This is a genomic window from Roseovarius sp. PS-C2, from assembly GCF_018862045.1.
GTDB lineage: Bacteria > Pseudomonadota > Alphaproteobacteria > Rhodobacterales > Rhodobacteraceae > Roseovarius.
Window position 1 is genome coordinate 319,492 of record NZ_JAHKSQ010000005.1, and the last position, 19,583, is coordinate 339,074.

The following is a 19,583-nucleotide window of genomic DNA, read 5'->3' on the forward strand; positions in this document are numbered from 1 at the left end:
TTATACGGCACAAGCGATGAGCGTTTAGATGAAGACCGAGTTTACACCAGAGCAGTTGACCGACCCGGCGATCCAGCGCTCGAACGAGATTTTGCGCGCCTGTGTGCATTGCGGGTTCTGCACCGCGACCTGTCCGACCTATCAGGTTTTGGGAGACGAACTGGACAGCCCCCGGGGCCGCATCTACCTGATCAAGGACATGCTGGAAAACGACCGGGTGCCCGATGCGAAGACCGTCCGGCATATCGACCGCTGCCTGTCCTGTCTGGCCTGCATGACGACCTGCCCGTCGGGGGTGCATTACATGCATCTTGTCGATCATGCGCGAGAGTATATCGAACAACGCTACAAGCGCCCCTTGGGTGAGCGCGCCCTGCGCTGGATGCTGGCGAAAATCCTGCCCTATCCGGGGCGTTTCCGGCTGGCTCTGCTGGGGGCGAAACTTGGCCGCCCTCTGGTCCGGTTCATGCCCGATCCGCGCCTCAGGGCGATGCTGGAAATGGCCCCGAAACAGGTGCCTCCGGTCAGCCGCAATGACGACCCGCAGTCCTTCACGGCGCAAGGCGCGCGCAGGATGCGCGTAGCCCTGATGACGGGCTGCGCGCAAAAGGCGCTGAACACCGATATCAACGATGCCACCATTCGCTTGTTGACCAGGCTGGGATGCGAGGTTGTCGTCGTAAACGGTGCGGGCTGTTGCGGGGCGCTGACCCATCATATGGGCAAGACGGATGAAAGCCACCGCGCGGCAGCGCGCAATATCCGTGCGTGGCATTCCGAAATGCATAACGAGGGGCTGGACGCCATCGTGATCAACACCAGCGGTTGCGGCACGACGGTCAAGGATTATGGCCACATGTTCCGCAACGACCCGCTGGCCGAACAGGCCGCGGCGGTGTCGGGCATCGCCATGGATGTCAGCGAGGTGCTGATGAAGCTCGACCTTCCCGAGGGCGAGGCCAGGGGTCTGACCGTGGCCTATCACGCCGCCTGTTCGCTCCAGCATGGGCAGCAGATCAAGACCTATCCCAAGGACTTGCTGAAACGCGCGGGCTTTACCGTGGTGGAACCCGCCGACAGCCATCTGTGCTGCGGCTCGGCTGGAACATACAACCTGATACAGCCCGAAATTTCAGGCCAGCTCAAGGCGCGCAAGGTCCGCACGCTTGAGGCCAGAAACCCGGATGTGATCGTCGCAGGAAATATCGGCTGCATGATGCAGATCGGATCGGGGACGGACACGCCTGTGGTGCATACCGTCGAGTTGCTGGATTGGGCCACGGGCGGCCCCCGGCCACCCGCGATGCGTCCCGGCCACAACACCGGTCCGCAAGTGCCAAACCTGCGCAATGCGCCCTAATTTGGCCCTAAACCCATGCTAGCCCGCATTAAAACCGTTGGAGGGCTCATGCTGAAATATTTGCTGCTGTCATTTGTCATGGGTCTGGCCGGTATGGCCGCCGCCGAAGACAGCCGCCTCCAGCGTCTGGATACCGGGGACGAGGGCCGCGCGTGGGAGGCCGTGGGCCGTCTCGATCTGGCAGGTCGCGGGTTTTGCACCGGTGCGCTGATCGCCCCCGATCTTGTGCTGACCGCCGCGCATTGCCTGTTCGATCGCGAGACCGGTGCGCGTCTGGACTACGAAAAGATCGAATTCCTGGCCGGGTGGCGCAATGGCCGCGCTTCGGCTTATCGGTGGGTGCGCCGCGCGGTGATTCATCCCGACTATGAATTCGACCGCAAGGAACCCGCCGAGCGTGTGCGCAACGATCTGGCCCTGCTGGAACTGCACCACCCGGTGCGCAATACCCGCGTCATCCCGTTCAAGACCGACCACCAGCCGCGCAAGGGCCAGCAGATCGGTGTGGTCAGCTATGCGCGCGGACGGGCCGATGCGCCCTCGCTTCAGGAAATATGCGATGTGATGGCGCGGCGTCAGGGCGTGCTGATCATGTCCTGCGAGGTCGATTTCGGGGCCTCTGGGGCGCCGATTTTCACGTTCGAGGCGGGCGTGCCCCGTGTCGTTTCCGTAGTGTCGGCGATGGCGGAGATGGACGGGCGCAAGGTCTCGCTCGGCACCCAGTTGGAAGGCCCGCTGCAAGACCTGATGGCCGCCTATGAAAGCGGTGCGGGCGAAGACGGCGCGCGGCGCATGTTCTCGACCGGCGCGAACCGCCCGGAAAGCGCGAAATTCGCCCGGCCATGAAAAATCCACGCCACATCCTGGGTGGCCTGCTATGTGCTCTTGCGATTGCCGGTCCGGTCTTGGCCGACAACACGGGGCTGACCCGGCTGAACGATCGTGACGACCTGTTCGGATGGGAGGCCGTGGGGCGCGTCGATCTGGGGAAAACGGGCTATTGTACCGGCATCCTGATCGCGCCCGACCTCGTGTTGACCGCCGCGCATTGCCTGTACAATGCACAGGACAAACTGCGCCCGGCGGACAGTATCACGTTCCGGGCGGGCTTGCGTCATGGCCGCGCGATTGCCGAGCGCGGAGTGGCCCGCCATGTCGCCCCCAAGGGGTATGATCCGACGATCGGCGTGACCGCCGACAATGTCCGCAACGATGTAGCGATCCTGCAACTGGCCAATCCGATCCCGGCCCATGTGGCCGATCCTTTTGTCCTCTATGGTCCCGTCAGGGACGGTCAGCGCGTCAGTGTTGTCTCTTACGGGCGTGATCGGGATGCCTCGCCCTCGTGGCAGCGCGAATGCGGGCTGACCTGGCAGCACAAGGGGCTGATGGCGTTCGATTGCGACGTGACGTTCGGCTCCTCCGGGGCGCCCGTTTTTGCCCGTAACGGAGAACGCGCGCGCATCCTGTCGCTGGTCAGCGGCGGCAACAGTGAAGACGGGCAGCACGTTGCCTATGGCATGGACCTTCCCGCGATTGTGCAGGATCTCAAGCGCAACCTGCGCACCATGCCGGCCCCTCGCGCGACCGCTGCCGAGGGGTTTCGCCGGGTGCAGGTGGGCAATGGGCATCGCGCTTCGGGCGCCAAATTCGCCCGTCCCTGAGACCGCCAAAGCGGTCTTGAAATCCCGAACGACGCTTCCCAAATCTGCAGAGTCCCGGTGCCGCAAAGGCGGGCCGGGCATCAACAGCCTGTCCCCATGGGAAGGCAATACATCAGGTATCGCTCAACGGAGGATGACCAATGCGTAACTTTGATCTCGCGCCCCTGTACCGGGCCACTGTCGGGTTCGACCAGATCGCGGACATGATGGACCGTGTCCTGTCCAGCGACATGGGACAGCCCACCTATCCCCCTTACAATATCGAAAAGACCGCCGATGACGCCTATCGGATTTCGATCGCCGTAGCCGGTTTCGCCGACAGCGATCTGTCGGTCGAGGTGAAAGACGGTGCTTTGATCGTGTCGGCCCGCAAGGCCGAGGACGACAGCGACCGTACCTTCCTGCATCGCGGCATCGCAACCCGCGCTTTTGAACGCAAGTTCCAACTGGCCGATCACGTCAAGGTGACGGGTGCCAGCCATGCCGACGGCATGCTGCATATCGACCTTGTGCGTGAAGTGCCCGAGGCGCTGAAGCCCCGCCGGATCGAGATCGCCAGCGGCGACGCGACCGAGAAGGACGTTGTCGAGGGTACGACCGTCAACTGAGGTCACGGCCTCTTTGAAAGAAACGTGCCCGGCCAGTCTGACTGGCCGGGCTTTTGTTTGTCGTGATGTAAGGTATCCAAAACCGTACTCGCCGTGAATGCCGCCTAACCCGTCAGGGCCGACGCCCGGTCAGCAGGGGCGCGTCCTCTGGCCCGCCGATCAACAACAATGCGCCGGTGTCGTCGATATCGAACCGCCGGACCTGTTTCAGCGCGTCGAGGACCCGCTGCTCCTGTTTCATCAACGCTTCCGGGCAGGCCATCATCGTGGCCCCCATCTGGCCAAGGTTCAGCCCCTCGCCTGTCAACTCGTATCCGCCCATGAAACGATTGCAGCCGGTACTGCCCGACACCCGTTTGTTTCTGTCGAACAGGATCGTGATGTTGGACGCGTCCACGATGCCCTGGCCCGCCACGTCTTCGATTCGCCATTCACTTCCTGTCAGCAGGCTGGCCGGGTCGCCGCCGCATCCATGCAGGCTGCGCTCGTCCAGGTTCAGCGTGGCGCGATGCGGATACGGCATGCCGGTGGCGTCGTCGTGACACATCCGGTCTTCGATCGTCAGCCGCGTGCGGATATCGGGCATGTCAAAGACATACGCGCCGGGCATCACCTGTACGTCGGGCCGTTGGGTGCTGCGGGTCAATTCGCCATAATCCGCCACCACGTCGATCTCGGACTCGCCGATACTTACGTGCCAGCCCGGTTCGTTCCCGCCTGCGCGATAGGGCGCGGCATCATCGTCGATCCGAGTGCATTCGGGCATCTCTTCGCCCGCAACGGTCAGCATGGCCATGTCGCCCTTGGACCAGAATTCGGTGCTCTCGTCCCCTTTGCTGACATACCGCGAGCCCGAAGCCGAGATTGCAGGGACCATCTCGAAATCCTGCCCGTTCACCCGCAACGTGGCGCGGTCTTCCGCTACGCCGAACTGCACCTCGGTTCCGCCGCAATCGAAACGGGTGGCAAAGGCCAGCGGCGTGAACCGCTCCAGCCGCAGATCGCCCAGATCGACGGGGGTATTGCCTGCGCCAAAGGGGATGTCCTGCACAATCCACCAAGGTTGATCTTTCATGCGGATGACCGCGCTGACCTCACCCGACAGATCGTTGGGCACGGTCAGCTCGAACGGGAGCGGCACCTGCTGCCCGGTGGTTTCAAACCGGGCAAGGTCCAGCTCGGTGCCGAACGCGCCTTGCGCGGCCACCGTTACTTCGGCTCCCGGCGGCAAGGCGATCTTTTGCAGGTAGATCAACTGCCCGGTGATCTGGCGCGTATCCTCCTGCGCAAGCGCGGCGGACGTCACGCCCAGGGTCAGGGCGGCGGACAGGGCAAGGCGAAACATGGATAACCTCCGGGACCAGATTGTTCAGTTCACATATTTGTATCCTATCAGTGAAATCGAAATATGCCGTCGCGTCACCCATAAAAAACCGCGCGCCCTGTTAACCGGGCGCGCGGCTGTGTGGAATACCGACGCGATACCGACGTGTTACAGACGCGATACCGAGCCGGGTTTTGCCTTGTTAACCATGGGCTTGCGCCCGATTCGGCCTCAGACGCTCATGCAGATGTATTTCATCTCCAGGAATTCATCGATTCCGTGATGGCTCCCCTCGCGGCCAAGGCCCGATTGCTTGACCCCGCCGAACGGTGCGACCTCGGTCGAGATGATTCCGGTGTTCACGCCGACGATCCCGTATTCCAGTGCTTCGGCCACCTTGTAGACCCGGCTGAGATCCTTGGCATAGAAATAGCTGGCCAGACCGAAGATCGTGTCATTGGCCATGGCGATCACGTCATCCACATCCTCGAACTTGAACAGCGGAGCGAGCGGGCCAAAGGTTTCGTCCGTGGCGAACTGCATGTCCTGCGTCGCGCCGGTCACGATGGTCGGCGGCAGGAAATAGCCCGGCCCCTGTACGGGCTCACCGCCACCCAAGATCACCTTGGCCCCCTTGGCGGTCGCGTCGGCCACATGTTCCTGAACCTTTTCAATGGCATCCGGGTTGATGAGCGGGCCAAGCGCAACACCTTCCTCCAGACCGTCGCCCATCTTCAGCTTGCTCACCGCGTCCTTCAGCTTTTCGGCGAAGGCGTCATAGACACCGGCCTGCACATAGATGCGGTTGGCGCAGACACAGGTCTGGCCGTTGTTGCGGAACTTGCACATAATCGCGCCTTCCACGGCGGCGTCCAGATCGGCGTCGTCGAACACGATGAATGGCGCGTTGCCGCCCAGTTCCATCGAGCATTTCATCACGCTGTCGGCGGCCTGACGCAGCAGGATGCGGCCAACTTCGGTCGAACCGGTGAAGGTCAGCTTGCGCACAACGGGGTTTTCGCAGAATTCCTTGCCGATCTCGCTGGACCGCGACGAGGTGACGATGCTGAACACCCCCTTCGGGATGCCTGCGCGCTCGGCCAGAACGCCCAGAACCGTGGCCGACAGCGGCGTTTCCGCCGCCGGGCGCCCGACAAAGGCACAACCCGCCGCCAGGGCCGGCGCGGCCTTGCGGGTGATCATGGCATTCGGGAAGTTCCACGGCGTGATCGACGCGGCGACGCCGATGGGCTGCTTGATCACGGTGATCCGTTTGTCCCGCTGGTGGCCGGGGATGGTTTCACCGTAAATGCGCTTGGCCTCTTCGGCGAAAAATTCAACGAAACTGGCGCCATAGGCGATTTCACCCTTGGCTTCGGCCAGCGGTTTGCCTTGCTCGGCGGTCAGGATGGTGCCCAGATCGTCCTGGTTTTCCATCATCAGGTCGAACCACTTGCGCAACACGGCGGCGCGTTCCTTGCCTGTCCAGCTGGCCCACTCCTTTTGCGCGGCTTCGGCCTCGGCGATGGCCTTGGCCACCTGTGCGCGGCTCAGGTCGGCGACATTGGCGATCACGTCGCCCCGTGCGGGGTTGGTCACCTCGTAGGTGCCGTTGTCGCCATCCACCCACTCACCGGCCAGATAGGATTGCTCGGCCAGAAGGCTGGGATCCTTCAGCAATGATTTCAGATCGGTTTTGGTCATGGCGTTTTCCTTTCTCGGACGTTTCGGATTGGTCTCGCAAAGGCAAAGCATCTTGCGCTACGCTTGTCCAGATAAACAGGCAGGAAGTTACTATGGAACTGGATGATGCTTATGCGAATGCGGCCCATATTCCGGGGGCCGAGGGGTATCCGCCCCGGTGGGCACAACAGGCCGTCGCCTTTCGTGAAGCGCTGAGCAGTGCCGGACGCGCCAGCCTGGCGATCCCTTATGGCGATAGCCCGCGCCAAAAGCTCGACCTGTTTCTTCCCGAAGGTGTCCCCAACGGCGTGTGCGTCTTTGTTCACGGGGGGTATTGGTTACGGTTCGACAACTCGTACTGGTCGCATCTGTCCGTCGGTCCCTTGGCGCGGGGATGGGCTGTGGCCATGCCGTCCTATGATTTGTGTCCCGACGTGACGATTGCCGGGATCACGCTACAGATTGCTCGCGCTGTTACCGTGGTTGCCGAACAGGTGGCAGGCCCCATTGCGCTGAGCGGCCATTCCGCAGGCGGGCATCTGGTGGCGCGAATGGCTGTCCCCGGCGTGTTGCCGCCCGAGGTGGCGCAACGCCTGCACAGTATCGTGCCGATCTCGCCCGTTGCCGACTTGCGCCCGATGCTCAAGACCTCGATGAATGCGCAGTTCGGTCTGGATCTGGCTGCCGCCGAGGCCGAGAGCCCGGTTCTCATGCGTCCCATGGACGTGCCTGTCACCGTTTGGGTGGGGGCGGATGAGCGCCCTGCATTTCTGGATCAGGCGCGGTGGTTGGCCGAGGCCTGGGGCTGTGGCCATGTCGTGGCCGAAGGCAGGCACCATTTCGATGTGATCGACGGGCTGGCCAGTCCCGATGGTGCGATGGTTGCCGCCTTGGCGGACTGATCTTCGTTGTTCGCCCAATATTCAACCTACTACACCCGAAGCGAGTGCAGAGCTCGAGCACATTCGAAACAGTGACATCATGTGTGGCGTGTGGCCCAGCAAGGCAAGGTATCTCCGTCGACCGGCGTGGCCAGATACACCGCGCGGGCGATGGCACGGGCCATGCAGGTTGCCGCCGCGTGACCAAGATAGAGCGTATCGGCTATCTGATCCTCAAGCGGTCGGGCCCCCGTTGCCGCGGCAAAGATCAGGTCGCCATCCATCGGGGTGTGTGATGGTACAAGGGCGCGGGCGAACCCATCGTGCGCGGCCGTCGCCAGACGTGTGCATTGTGGTTTCGTCAGTGCGGCGTCGGTGGCTACAATGCCGATGGTGGTGTTGGCGTGCTGCGACAGCTTGGTGTGCGGGATGCGTGAAACCGGATAGCTTTGTGCGGGTCCAAACCCGCCGAACTCATCCCCGATTTCGAACGGCGCGGCCCAGAAATGCGGGCTGTCGCCAACCGTGGCCGAACCAAGCGCGTTGACCACGACCAATGCCCCCACCGTATGGCCAGACGGGAGCACGACCGAGGCAGATCCAAGCCCGCCTTTCAGATTGGCGGTGGTGGCCCCGGTTCCTGCACCAACAGAGCCAAGGGCGAACTCCGGGCTGGCGTCGTCAAGGGCTTCCATGCCCAATCGTTTGTAAGGGTTGGTTTGCCAATCCTTCGCCCCGCCATTCAGGAGGTCGAAAATGATTGCACCGGGCACGATAGGCACCCGCTGATCTCCCACCGCGAAACCGCGCCCCGCAGAGCGCAGTGCATCTGCCACGCCCGAGGCCGCATCCAGGCCAAAGGCCGAGCCACCCGACAATACCAGCGCGTCCACTTGCCCGACCGTCTTGTCCGGGGCCAGCAGGTCGGTTTCGCGTGTGCCCGGTGCACCGCCCATCACATGGACCCCAGCCGTAAAGGGGATGTCCCCCACAAGAGTTGTCACACCAGTCTTGATGGTGCCATCATGTGCATGTCCGACCAACAGGCCGGGCACGTCTGTGATCAGGTTCCTTGGTCCCGGTCGGACTGTCATTGCATGAAATCCCTTGAATGCGTCGCAAACCATCTTGCCAGATCGCGCAGGATCGGCAAGGAAAGGGATGGCCGGGGCGATGGCGTCGCCTCATGGGGGCCGAAATCCAAAAGTCCTGAACGCCGGGGCCTTTCTTTGATAGGAGGGTCGTTATGACTGAACGTCCTGAAATGTATCGCTTTCACAATGGCGAAAAGGCTGTGCTGCCATTTGCCGATTCCGAATACGAAGAGCGGTTGAAATGGCTGCGCGAGATCATGGAAGATGCCGGTGTGCAGGCGGTTGTCTTCACCTCGATGCACAACATCGCCTACTACAGCGGGTTCCTGTATTGCGCCTTTGGCCGCCCCTACGCCTTGGTCGTGACAGACACAGACAGCGTGACGATCAGCGCAGGCATCGACGCGGGTCAGCCGTGGCGGCGATGCTTTGGCGACAACATCACCTATACCGACTGGCAGCGCGACAATTACTGGCGGGCCATCCGGTCGGTCACGGGTGAAGGCAAGGTCATCGGCTACGAAGGCGATCACCTGACGTTGCAGGGCCGTGACAAGATGGAAGATTTCCTGATGCCCCTGACCATGGTCGATCTGGCCCCGGCCACGATGCGGCAGCGGATGTGGAAATCGCCTGCGGAAATCGCGCTGATCCGCGAAGGCGCAAGGGTGGCGGATGCCGGAGGTTACGCGATCCGCGATGCGGTCAAGGTGGGCGCGCGGGAAATCGACATCGCCGTGGCGGGTCGGGATGCGATGGAGTTGGAAATCGCCAAATCCTTTCCCGATGCCGAATATCGCGATACCTGGGTCTGGTTCCAGTCGGGGTTGAACACTGACGGGGCGCATAACCCGGTTACATCGCGACAGGTGCAGCACGGGGATATCCTGAGCCTCAATACCTTCCCGATGATTTCGGGCTATTACACCGCGTTGGAACGGACCATGTTCGTCGGTGAGGTCGATGATGCCTCGCTGAAAATATGGGAGGCGAATGTGGCCGCCCATGAATACGGCATGTCTCTGCTCAAACCGAATGTCAGCTGTGCCGAGGTCACGCAGGCGATCAACGCGTTCTTCGAGGAACGCGATCTGCTGCAATATCGCACCTTCGGCTATGGGCATTCTTTCGGTTTGCTCAGCCATTACTATGGCCGCGAGGCCGGGCTGGAGCTGCGTGAAGATATCGACACGGTTCTGCAACCCGGAATGGTCATCAGCATGGAGCCGATGCTGACCCTGCCGCAGGGTATGCCGGGCGCGGGCGGATACCGGGAACATGATATTCTCGTCATTACCGAGGACGGCAACGAGAACATCACAGGCTATCCCTATGGCCCCGGGTTCAACGTCGTCGGTTGAGGGTGATTCCTGAGCATATCTGCGCGGCCCCAGCCGGGGGCCGCCTTTTTGGTACATGAGGCGGTCATTGCCCTGATCGCCGCAGCACCTTATGCAGAATACAGTACGCATCGTGAAAAGGGCGCCCCATGCTGGCATTCCTGCGACTTGTGGTTTTCGGCTTTCTGATCCTGTCGGTGATCTATGTCGCCGTTTCTTTCTGGTCCCGTGCGACGCGACGGCGCAAACTGGAACGGGAATGGGAGGCCACGGGCCGCCCCGGCGACAAGGAAACCTACATGACCGAAGGTATGGAGCAGTATGACCGTTCCTTGCGCCGCAAGCTGATCGTGCTGATCTATGTCGTGCCGGTTGTCGCGATTGCGGCGATCATCTATGTGACGAACTTCATGTAAGAGGGTGGGCTGCGATGGTTTATGTCAAATGGGTATTCTGGGCGCTATTCTGGTTGATCGTGGCCGGATTCCTGCACTACACATTACCTCAGCGCGACATCGTCCGTATCGTGAATACCTACGAAGAACGGCAGGACGTGACCGGCTGGACGCGCATGTTCTGGGCGGCGTCCGATGAATCACAAGCCAAACTGGAAAGCTGGGACGTGCAGTTCATTCAGGCTGTGCAGCCCGATGGCGATCCGATGGTCTACCGTAACGAGGATACTGGCTGGGGCTGGCCGCCGTATTTCAAGTTCGATACCGCGAACCTTTATACCGATGCCAATGACGCAGTCTCCAGCAAGGACGCCCCCGAGTGGTATGCTGTCACGCATTATGGCTGGCGCAATGAATTCCTGTCGATTTTTCCCAATGCCGTGTCGGTCAAGCCGGTCGCGGGCCCGGATGTCCGGTTGATTCCGTGGTTCAACATCATCGTTTTGACGGTTCTGGCCGCTTTTGCGTGGGGTATATGGGTGCGGTGGAAACGGTTCCGCAAGAACCGTATCGAGCCGACCATTGATGAATGGACCGACGGCTGGGGGTAAACAGCGCGCCGATCCTTTCATCAGGTCATTCAGCGTTTCCCGTAGTAAAGGCCCACGACATGCTCGGCCTCGGCGAAGAACAGCCAGCGTGAGGCCGCGATACCCGCCAGATGTGCCAGAATCGCCAGCACGGCGATCAGATGGCCGAAGGGTAACAGCAGAAGCAGTACAGGCAGGGCATAGCCAAGCCCAAGCGCAATGATGCGCAGCTTGATCGCGTGCTTGCGGCCTACCTCATGCACGAATTCCCGCAGCAGGTAGTTGGTGCCGGTGTGTGGCGGTTCGAATGCGCGAACGCGCCCGATGTGCCCCAGGCCGGTTGCGCTTTCCATGGTCGTGCCGCTGTCCTGTAACGCGTTGTCGCCGCGGACCCACCATAGCACTTGCAACACCGCGGCGATTGGCAACAGGATCAGCGCAGCGGTGATTTGTCCGGCCAGCAACGCGCCACCAGCCAGCGAGATTGCCAGCAACAGCGCGGGCGTCAGCGGCGTTTTCCATCGCGGTACGGTTTTCAATTGGCCATAGATCATCGAGGTGGAGTAAACCGTTAGCAGGGACAGGACCGCGCCCAACCATCCCAGAACAGCCCATTGCGTGCCGAAAAACACCAGCCCCGCGCCGTAAATTGCCATCGCGATCAGGGCGGCGACACTGGTCCATGCTTCGCGGCTCAGCCAACTGGTCCGCCATTGGGTGAATGCCTTGAGCGCCCGTTCGGGATGACCCAGATGAAAGGTCGAAGCCAGAAGTCCGCCAACCGCCAGAGCATAGGCAATGGCGAAAAAGACAAACGCCACCCAGCCTGTCACGGGCGGCAGGCCAAGGCCAAGCCAGAACAACAGGCCAAAACCCAGGCCCGACAATGTAGTGAAGATAATAACGGACGGTGCCGGATGCATTTCAGAGTTTCTCCAATGCCTTGTCGAGCCAGCCGATAAAGCCTTTCGGTTCTTCCGCAACTGGTTTCAGGAGCGGGGCGAGCACATCAATTTCCCCGGCTGTGGCAGGTATGTGATCCATCTCGTCCTTGGGGCGGGGCGGCAAGTACTTGTTGACCGGCTTCGTGCCCTGTTCCGGCATCAGGTCCATTCCGCCACGCTCGGCCACGAGTTGGCTGACCTCGCTGCCCGGATCGCCCAGGTCCCCGAAATGCCGAGCCCCGGCAGGGCAGGTGCGCACGCAGGCGGGCAGGCGATCCTCTTCGGGCAGGTTCTCGTTATAAATCCGGTCCACGCACAACGTGCATTTCTTCATCACGCCCTCGGCGGCATCCAGTTCGCGCGCGCCATAAGGGCAGGCCCAGGCACACAGGCCGCAGCCGATACAGTCGGTCTCGTTCACAAGAACGATTCCGTCTTCGGTGCGCTTGTAGCTGGCCCCGGTGGGGCAGACCGTGACGCAAGGGGCGTCTTCGCAATGCAGGCAGGATTTCGGGAAGTGGATCAACTGCGCCGCACCCTGATCGGGTTGCGCCTCGTAGCTGTGGACGCGGTTCAGGAACGTGCCCGACGGATCGGCACCATAAGGCGATTGATCCGACAGAGGCGCGCCATAATTCTCGGTGTTCCAGCCCTTGCAGGACACCACACAGGCGTGACAGCCAACGCAGGTATCCAGATCAATCACCAGCCCAAGTTTCTTTTCGGTCCGCTCCGGTAGCTGAGTCATGTGCCCACCTTCCATTCCAGATGGTCGGGGCCATGGCCGACCGGTGATTTGATCGGTGCAAAGCTTGGCTGGGCCTCGGATGGAGCATCGGCTTTCTCGATCTTTACGCGCAGGTCGAACCACGCTGCCTGCCCCGTTACGGGATCTGAGTTGGCCCACCGCAGCCCATCGCCTTTGGGTGGCAATAATTCGTGGATCAGGTGGTTGAGCAGAAAGCCCTTGGTCGTCTCCGGCGCGTCTTTGTCGAGCGCCCATGCCCCCTTGCGCTTGCCGATGGCGTTCCATGTCCAGACGGTGTTTTCGTTTAGCGCGGCCATATGTGCCACTGGCACGGTGATCTCTCCGTGGGCCGAGGTGACTCGGGCCCAATCGCCTTCGGAAAACCCGTTCGCCTCCCACAGTTTCGTCGGCAGATACAGCGGATTGTGCCCGTGGATCTGCCGCAACCACGCGTTCTGACTGCCCCAACTGTGATACATCGCCATCGGTCGTTGGGTCAGGGCATGTATGGTGAAATCACCCGTATTCACCCGCTCCTCCTCGAAGGGTGGATACCAGATCGGCAGCGGATCCAGCGTGGATTTGATCCTCTCGCGCAGGTGGTCGGGGGGTTGGCGCTCGCCGTGCCCTTCGGCGGCCAGTTGGAAACGGCGCAGGGGTTCGACATACAGGTCGAAGATGTAGTGTTGCGGGCTGTCGAAAATGCCCAGGCCAACGGCCCACTCCTGATAGGCTACGTTCCACGGTTTGTAATACGTGGCGGCATCCGGGATATGCTGAACGCAGAACCCGCCGTTCTCGATGTATTGATCCAGTTGTGCGGCATTTGGCGCGCCGCGGCCATGGGTCAGACCGTTATCGCCCATACGCCAACCCGTCAGAGGGCCGATGCCGGGCTTGCGTTCGTGATTGGTGATATAGTCGGCATAGTCCGTATACTTCTGGCTGCCGTCCCCGTTCACGAAGCCCGGAAGGTTCAGCCGCGCACCCAACTCGCACAGCACCGACTGAAAACCGCGCACGTTGCGGTCAGGTTCCACCACGGGCCAGCGGATCGCATCGGCCGCGGCGTCGGCCTCGCAAATCGGGCGATCCAGCAGGCTGATGCAGTCATGCCTCTCAAGATAGGTGGTGTCGGGGAAAATCAGGTCGGCATAGGCCACCATTTCCGAACTGTACGCATCCGAATAGATGATATGCGGGATCACGTAGTCGCCGTTCTCATCCGTGTCGGTCAGCATGTCGATCACGCCACGCGTGTTCATCGTCGAATTCCACGCCATGTTCGCCATGTACATGAACAGCGTGTCGATCTTGTAGGGGTCACCGGCATGGGCGTTCGAGATCACCATATGCATCAGCCCGTGGGCCGACATCGGGTTGTCCCAGGTAAACGCCTTGTCGATCCGCGCCGGGCTGCCATCGTCCTTGAGCGCCAGATCGTCCGGTCCCTGCACGAATCCCAGATGCGGACCATCCAGCGGTTTGCCGGGCGTGACCTTGCAATGCGGCTTGGGATGGGCGCTGACCGGCTTGGGGTAGGGCGGCTTGAAGCGGAAGCCCCCCGGCACCTCGACCGACCCCAGAAGGATTTGCAGCATGTGTAGCGCGCGGCAGGTCTGAAAGCCGTTGGAATGTGCGGAAATTCCGCGCATCGCGTGAAAGGCGACGGGGCGGCCCTTCATCACCTTGTGGGTTTCGCCACGGAAATCGGTCCATTCCTTCTCCAGAACGATTTCTTCGTCAAAGGCGACGCGGGCCAGTTCCGCAGCGATGATGCGGATTTTATCAGCGGTGATGCCACAGCGTTCGGCCACCGCTTCGGGGGCATATTGCGGATCGAGGTAGCGTTCCGCGATCAGGTGCATGACGGGTTTATGCGTGATGCCCGCATGGCGGTGACTGGCGGCCAGATCGGGCTGCACACCGGGCTGATCGAACGGAGTCAGCTTGCCGGTCTTGCGGTCGATCACCAGTGTCTTGCCATCCGCATCACGCATCAACAGCCCATATTCCGGCGATTTGGGGTCCATGTTCACCAGAACCGGCGCGTTGGTGTAGCGCGCCAGATAATCCAGGTCGATGCGCCCGGATCGCAGCAACTCATGCACCAGAGACAGGATGAACAACCCGTCTGTGCCCGGCGTGATACCCACCCATTCATCGGCCACCGCGTTATAGCCCGAGCGGATCGGGTTCACGCCGATCACCTTGGCGCCGCGTGCCTTGATCTTGCCGATACCCATCTTGATCGGATTGCTGTCATGATCCTCGGCCACGCCGAAGATCATGAACAGTTTCGTATGGTCCCAGTCCGGTTGCCCGAACTCCCAGAACGCGCCGCCCATCGTGTAAATACCCGCCGCCGCCATGTTGACCGAGCAGAACCCGCCATGCGCCGCATAGTTCGGCGTGCCGAAATTCTGTGCCCAATAGCTGGTGAAGCTTTGCGATTGATCCCGCCCGGTGAAAAAGGCCAGCTTCTCGGGATTCTCGGCGCGGATCGGGGCCAACCAGTCAGTGGCGATCTGCAACGCTTCATCCCAACTGATTTCCTCGAATTCGCCCGACCCGCGCGGCCCGACCCGTTTCAGGGGGGCCCGCAGGCGCGAGGGAGCGTTGTGTTGCATGATGCCCGCACTGCCCTTGGCGCACAGAACGCCGCGATTCACCGGGTGGTCGCGGTTGCCCTCGATATAGGCCACCTTGCCGTCCTTCATATGAACATTGATCCCACAACGGCAGGCGCACATGTAGCAGGTGGTCTTACGCACCTCGTCCGACACCTTTGGCGACGTGTCGATCTTTGGCTGACGATGGTTCATCGGTCCTCCCCCGGCTTGTCGGATCGAACGGTAGGACAGAATTGCTGTCCTTGCGACATTTTTCTAAAGACTTTGTGCTTCTTGAAACTTTGTCCCTGATTTTCTGAATCAGGACAGGGGCCGCCCGAGCCGTTTGAGGCGCAGGCCGTGTTCAAAAGGCTTGACCCGTTCAGGTGGCTGCGGCTCTTGTGCCTGCCAAGGAGGGCTGAGGACATGACGGTTCTTGATGCGATTTTCGAGCGGGCAAAAATGCGCCCGGGCCGGGTGGTGTTCCCCGAATGGGAGGAACCACGTATCGCACAGGCCCGTGCCCGGCTGAGCGAGCTGCGTCTTTGCACACCCGTTCCCGTCGATCCTGTGGACGACGATTTGATCGAGACGCTGGTGCAGGCGCGCGGCATCAAGCCGGTATTGGCCCGGCGAATGCTCGACAAACCCTTGATCCGCGCCGCCGCTATGGTGGCGGCGGGACGGGCGGATGCAATGGTTGCCGGGGCCGAAGCGCCGACGCGTCGCGTGATCGAGGCGGCGGGGCTGGCCATCGGGTTGGCCGATGGCATCTCCGCGCCGTCATCGTTTTTCCTGATGGTTTTTCCCGATGGACGAGAGATGATCTTTGCCGACTGCGCCGTAACGGTTGCCCCGTCGGCGCAGGAACTTGCTGGTATCGCGCAGGCCTCGGCGGTCTCTGCGAACGCCTTGTTGGGCGACGCCCGCGTGGCGCTTTTGTCGTATTCCACGGGCACATCGGGCGCGGGTGAAAGCGTGGATCGTGTGCGTGCCGCCGCCGAGATGACGGGGTTCGCCGGTCCGGTACAGGCCGATGCCGCGCTGAACGGGAGTATCGCCCGGCTCAAAGGGGTCGAAGCGGTTGATGCCAATGTTCTGGTTTTTCCGTCGCTGGATGCCGGTAATATCGCGTACAAACTGGCACAGGAACTTGCCGGTGCGCAGGCCATCGGCCCCTTCCTGCAAGGGTTTCGCAAGCCGGTCTGTGACCTCAGCCGGGGCACGACGGTTGATGACATCGTGGCCGCCACCGCCGTGACGCTGGCGCTGGTATGATATGAGTGGCGCAGAAAGCAGATATTCTCCGTGACGTATGCGACAGTGAAATGGATCATGCGCCCTCTTGCTGCATAAGTTGCAAGGCATCGGCGGCAATCATGCGTTCCTCTTGTGCGGGTATGATCCAGGCAGCCACTGATGACGTACTGGTGTGTAGTGCGGTGCTGTTGTTCTCATTCGCGGCGTGATCGACCTTCAGGCCCAGCCAGGCCAGCCCTTCCATGATCTTCCCGCGAATTGGCGCCGCGTTTTCACCGATCCCGCCGGTAAAGGCGATGGCGTCACAGCCTTGCATCGCGGCGATCAGTGCTCCGGCGTGCCGAACCGCGTGATAGCAAAAATGCTCGACCGCAAAACGGCAGTCGGGTGTTTCGCAATCCAACAAGGCGCGCATGTCCGAAATCCCGCCGGACAATCCCCGCAGGCCGCTTTGCCGGTTCAACAGGGTAGCTGTGGCCGCGATCCCGTCTTCGCGGGCCAGACGCAACACCGCGTTCGCGTCGATATCGCCGGTCCGGGTGCCCATGGTCAGCCCTTCCAGCGGTGAATACCCCATGGTCGTGGCAATTGAATGGCCTTTGCGGATCGCGCAGGCGGATACGCCATTGCCAAGGTGAAAGGCCAACAGTCGATCGGGCAATGGCGCACCTGACAATTCTGGCAGCAGCCGTACCAGAGAGGCATAGGAAATCCCGTGAAACCCATAGCGCCGAAGACCCAGAGCAGTGATTGCGGCGGGCAGGGCATAAGCGGTTTCGACCTCGGGCATGGTCGCGTGAAACCCGGTGTCGAAACTGGCAAATTGGGCAAGGTCCGGGGCCAGACCGGCCAGCGTGTCGATGGCTGACAGATGATGCGGATTGTGTAGCGGTGCCAACGGCGTGCAGTTCGCGATGGCCAGGCGCGTTTTGGATGTGATCCGTACTGGAGTCGTCAGTTCGCTGCCGCCGTGGACAACCCTGTGCGCGGCCATCCTGAAGCCCGATATCGGCAGATCGCACGCTTCTAACCCGTGAAGAATGGCTTGTAGCGCCGTGACATGATCGGGAAGGTCGACGTCCTGTTTCTCGGAACCGATCTTCAACGATGCAGCCCCGCCGATCCCATCGGCGATTCCGGCCAGCCGTTCATTCAGATCGCTGCCGAAAACGGCAAACTTGATCGAGGACGACCCGGCATTCACAACCAGTATCGGTTCATCAATGCCGGGTGTACTCACGAGTCAGACCTTTTGGGCGCGCATGTCGTTCGGGTCGATGCCTGCGACCTTGACGGGTTTTTTCATGGCATCGCGGCGGAACGGTTCGCCCAGTTCCTGATTGATCAGGGCTTCGATCAGGGTCGTCTTGCCGTTTTGCATCTGGTCGGTGATCGCGGTGTTCAGGGCCTCGGTCAGTTCGTCCATGTTCCGAGCGACGACGCCTTGCAGGCCGCAGGCCTTGGCGATTCCGGCATAGGTGACATTGTCGTCCAGCTCGGTGCCGACGAAATTGTCATCATACCACAGGGTCGAATTCCGCTTTTCCGCGCCCCACTGGTAGTTGCGGAAAACGACCATGGTGATGGGCGGCCATTCTTCGCGGCCGATGGCCGTCAGTTCCGTGACCGCAATGCCGAACGCGCCATCCCCGGCAAAGCCGACAACGGGTGTATCCGGGCAGCCGATCTTGGCACCGACGATAGCGGGCAGGCCATAACCGCAGGGGCCAAACAGGCCAGGCGCCAGATATTTGCGCCCCGCCTCGAACGCGGGGTAGGCGTTGCCGATGGCGCAGTTGTTGCCGATATCCGAGGTGATGATCGCCTCGCGCGGCAGGGCGCTCTGGATAGCGCGCCAGGCCATGCGGGGGCTCATCCAGTCGGGCTTGTCGGCGCGGGCGCGTTCGTTCCAGGTGGTGCCGGGATCGTCGTCTTCGTGGTCCATGCTGGACAGTTGCTGTGCCCAGGCCGATTTTGTCTTTGCAATCAGCGCCTTGCGCGCGTCGCGGCCCGCATCGCCCGCACTGTCCGACAGGTTGCCGAGGATGGAGCGTGCCACCTTGCCCGCGTCGCCCACGATGCCAACGCTGACTTTCTTGGTCAGGCCGATCCGGTCGGGATTGATGTCAACCTGGATGATGTCTGCGTCCTTGGGCCAATAGTCGATCCCATAGCCCGGCAGGGTCGAGAACGGGTTCAGACGTGTGCCAAGGCACAGCACCACATCGGCCTGCGCGATCAACTCCATCCCTGCCTTCGAGCCGTTATAGCCAAGCGGCCCGGCAAACAGCGGATGCGATCCGGGGAATGCATCGTTGTGCTGATAGCCCACGCAAACCGGCGCATCCAGCCGCTCGGCCAGGGCCATGCTGTCAGGGATCGCTCCAGCCAGGACCACCCCCGCGCCGTTCAGGATCACCGGGAATTTGGCGTCTGACAACAGATCGGCGGCTTTCTGAAGGGCGTCCTCGCCGCCACCAGGGCGTTCGAATTCGACCATCGCGGGCAGGTCAATGTCGATCACCTGCGTCCAGTAATCGCGCGGCATGTTGATCTGGGCCGGCGCGCTGGCCCGGTGAGCGTTCTGTATCACCCGGTTCAGCACCTCGGCAACGCGGGACGGATCGCGAACCTCCTCCTGATAGGCGACCATGTCCTTGAACAGCGCCATCTGTTCAACTTCCTGAAACCCGCCTTGACCGATAGTCTTGTTCGCGGCTTGCGGTGTGACCAGCAGCAACGGTGTATGGTTCCAGTAGGCAGTTTTGACGGCGGTCACGAAATTGGTAATGCCAGGGCCGTTCTGGGCGATCATCATGCTCATCTTTCCGGTCGCGCGCGTGTACCCGTCGGCCATCATCCCGCCCGATCCTTCATGGGCACAATCCCAGAAGGTGATCCCGGCCTGCGGGAACAAATCCGAAATCGGCATGAAGGCCGATCCGATGATCCCGAAGGCATGTTCGATCCCATGCATTTGAAGGGTTTTCACGAAGGCTTCTTCAACGGTCATCTTCATCACGGGGGCTCCTGGGGTGAGAAATGTTGGGGCAAATTAGGCGGGGGCGGGATGGGGAAGT

At 61.5% G+C, this 19,583-nt stretch carries 17 protein-coding genes; 9 read left to right on the forward strand and 8 right to left on the reverse strand.

Features of this window, described 5'->3' with window-relative positions:
- The first annotated feature begins 28 nt into the window (after positions 1 to 28).
- From glcF to KPG71_RS11835, 4 genes are all read left to right on the forward strand, one after another.
- The gene (gene glcF, locus KPG71_RS11820) at positions 29 to 1,360 is read left to right on the forward strand and encodes a glycolate oxidase subunit GlcF (protein WP_216338263.1); all 1,332 of its coding nucleotides are present in this window, start codon (positions 29 to 31) and stop codon (positions 1,358 to 1,360) included.
- 48 nt (positions 1,361 to 1,408) lie between these two features.
- Positions 1,409 to 2,206: a serine protease gene (locus tag KPG71_RS11825; protein ID WP_216338264.1), complete on the forward strand. Its 798-nt coding sequence runs from the start codon at positions 1,409 to 1,411 to the stop codon at positions 2,204 to 2,206.
- Positions 2,203 to 3,024 (forward strand): serine protease, encoded by an 822-nt coding sequence (locus KPG71_RS11830; protein ID WP_216338265.1) that lies wholly within the window; start codon positions 2,203 to 2,205, stop codon positions 3,022 to 3,024. The genes KPG71_RS11825 and KPG71_RS11830 overlap by 4 nt, the downstream gene beginning before the upstream one ends.
- A 140-nt stretch (positions 3,025 to 3,164) precedes the next feature.
- The gene (locus KPG71_RS11835) at positions 3,165 to 3,632 is read left to right on the forward strand and encodes an Hsp20 family protein (RefSeq protein WP_216338266.1); all 468 of its coding nucleotides are present in this window, start codon (positions 3,165 to 3,167) and stop codon (positions 3,630 to 3,632) included.
- Between the two features lie 112 nt (positions 3,633 to 3,744).
- On the opposite strand, the gene KPG71_RS11840 is transcribed toward KPG71_RS11835, so the two are convergent.
- Both KPG71_RS11840 and KPG71_RS11845 read right to left on the reverse strand, forming a co-directional pair.
- The gene (locus KPG71_RS11840) at positions 3,745 to 4,977 is read right to left on the reverse strand and encodes an META domain-containing protein (protein ID WP_216338267.1); all 1,233 of its coding nucleotides are present in this window, start codon (positions 4,975 to 4,977) and stop codon (positions 3,745 to 3,747) included.
- A gap of 210 nt (positions 4,978 to 5,187) precedes the next feature.
- Positions 5,188 to 6,660 (reverse strand): NAD-dependent succinate-semialdehyde dehydrogenase, encoded by a 1,473-nt coding sequence (locus tag KPG71_RS11845; RefSeq protein ID WP_216338268.1) that lies wholly within the window; start codon positions 6,658 to 6,660, stop codon positions 5,188 to 5,190.
- A 92-nt stretch (positions 6,661 to 6,752) separates the two neighbouring features.
- On the opposite strand from KPG71_RS11845, the gene KPG71_RS11850 reads away from it, so the two are divergent.
- Positions 6,753 to 7,541: an alpha/beta hydrolase gene (locus tag KPG71_RS11850; protein WP_216338269.1), complete on the forward strand. Its 789-nt coding sequence runs from the start codon at positions 6,753 to 6,755 to the stop codon at positions 7,539 to 7,541.
- Positions 7,542 to 7,618: 77 nt separating this feature from the next.
- Here the strand turns inward: KPG71_RS11850 and KPG71_RS11855 are convergent, their stop codons facing one another.
- Positions 7,619 to 8,614 carry a P1 family peptidase gene (locus tag KPG71_RS11855; RefSeq protein ID WP_216338270.1) on the reverse strand — a complete coding sequence of 332 codons (996 nt, stop codon included), beginning with the start codon at positions 8,612 to 8,614 and terminating at the stop codon, positions 7,619 to 7,621.
- A 152-nt stretch (positions 8,615 to 8,766) separates the two neighbouring features.
- On the opposite strand from KPG71_RS11855, the gene KPG71_RS11860 reads away from it, so the two are divergent.
- The 3 genes from KPG71_RS11860 (at position 8,767) to KPG71_RS11870 (ending at position 10,960) form a co-directional block, all read left to right on the forward strand.
- Positions 8,767 to 9,975, forward strand: coding sequence for an aminopeptidase P family protein (locus tag KPG71_RS11860; RefSeq protein WP_216338271.1), 1,209 nt, complete (start codon positions 8,767 to 8,769; stop codon positions 9,973 to 9,975).
- 128 nt (positions 9,976 to 10,103) lie between these two features.
- On the forward strand, positions 10,104 to 10,370 hold the full coding sequence (locus KPG71_RS11865) for a hypothetical protein (RefSeq protein ID WP_216338272.1): 267 nt from the start codon (positions 10,104 to 10,106) through the stop codon (positions 10,368 to 10,370).
- Between the two features lie 14 nt (positions 10,371 to 10,384).
- Positions 10,385 to 10,960 carry a DUF1523 family protein gene (locus tag KPG71_RS11870; RefSeq protein ID WP_216338273.1) on the forward strand — a complete coding sequence of 192 codons (576 nt, stop codon included), beginning with the start codon at positions 10,385 to 10,387 and terminating at the stop codon, positions 10,958 to 10,960.
- A 29-nt stretch (positions 10,961 to 10,989) separates the two neighbouring features.
- Here the strand turns inward: KPG71_RS11870 and KPG71_RS11875 are convergent, their stop codons facing one another.
- Genes KPG71_RS11875 through KPG71_RS11885 form a run of 3 tightly spaced genes read right to left on the reverse strand, consistent with a single transcriptional unit; the run spans position 10,990 to position 15,456 of the window.
- On the reverse strand, positions 10,990 to 11,862 hold the full coding sequence (locus KPG71_RS11875; protein WP_216338274.1) for a DmsC/YnfH family molybdoenzyme membrane anchor subunit: 873 nt from the start codon (positions 11,860 to 11,862) through the stop codon (positions 10,990 to 10,992).
- Between the two features lies 1 nt (position 11,863).
- Positions 11,864 to 12,631: a 4Fe-4S dicluster domain-containing protein gene (locus tag KPG71_RS11880; protein ID WP_216338275.1), complete on the reverse strand. Its 768-nt coding sequence runs from the start codon at positions 12,629 to 12,631 to the stop codon at positions 11,864 to 11,866.
- A complete protein-coding gene (locus tag KPG71_RS11885) occupies positions 12,628 to 15,456 on the reverse strand; it encodes a molybdopterin oxidoreductase family protein (RefSeq protein WP_216338276.1) in 2,829 nt (942 codons plus the stop codon). The genes KPG71_RS11880 and KPG71_RS11885 overlap by 4 nt, the downstream gene beginning before the upstream one ends.
- A 213-nt stretch (positions 15,457 to 15,669) precedes the next feature.
- On the opposite strand from KPG71_RS11885, the gene KPG71_RS11890 reads away from it, so the two are divergent.
- Complete coding sequence (locus KPG71_RS11890; RefSeq protein ID WP_216338277.1) at positions 15,670 to 16,521, forward strand: phosphate acyltransferase; 852 nt, start codon at positions 15,670 to 15,672, stop codon at positions 16,519 to 16,521.
- A gap of 55 nt (positions 16,522 to 16,576) precedes the next feature.
- Here KPG71_RS11890 and KPG71_RS11895 read toward each other — a convergent pair whose 3' ends face one another.
- The gene (locus KPG71_RS11895; protein ID WP_216338278.1) at positions 16,577 to 17,743 is read right to left on the reverse strand and encodes an acetate/propionate family kinase; all 1,167 of its coding nucleotides are present in this window, start codon (positions 17,741 to 17,743) and stop codon (positions 16,577 to 16,579) included.
- Positions 17,744 to 17,746: 3 nt separating this feature from the next.
- A complete protein-coding gene (gene xsc / locus KPG71_RS11900; RefSeq protein ID WP_216338279.1) occupies positions 17,747 to 19,522 on the reverse strand; it encodes a sulfoacetaldehyde acetyltransferase in 1,776 nt (591 codons plus the stop codon).
- Positions 19,523 to 19,583 lie beyond the last annotated feature (61 nt).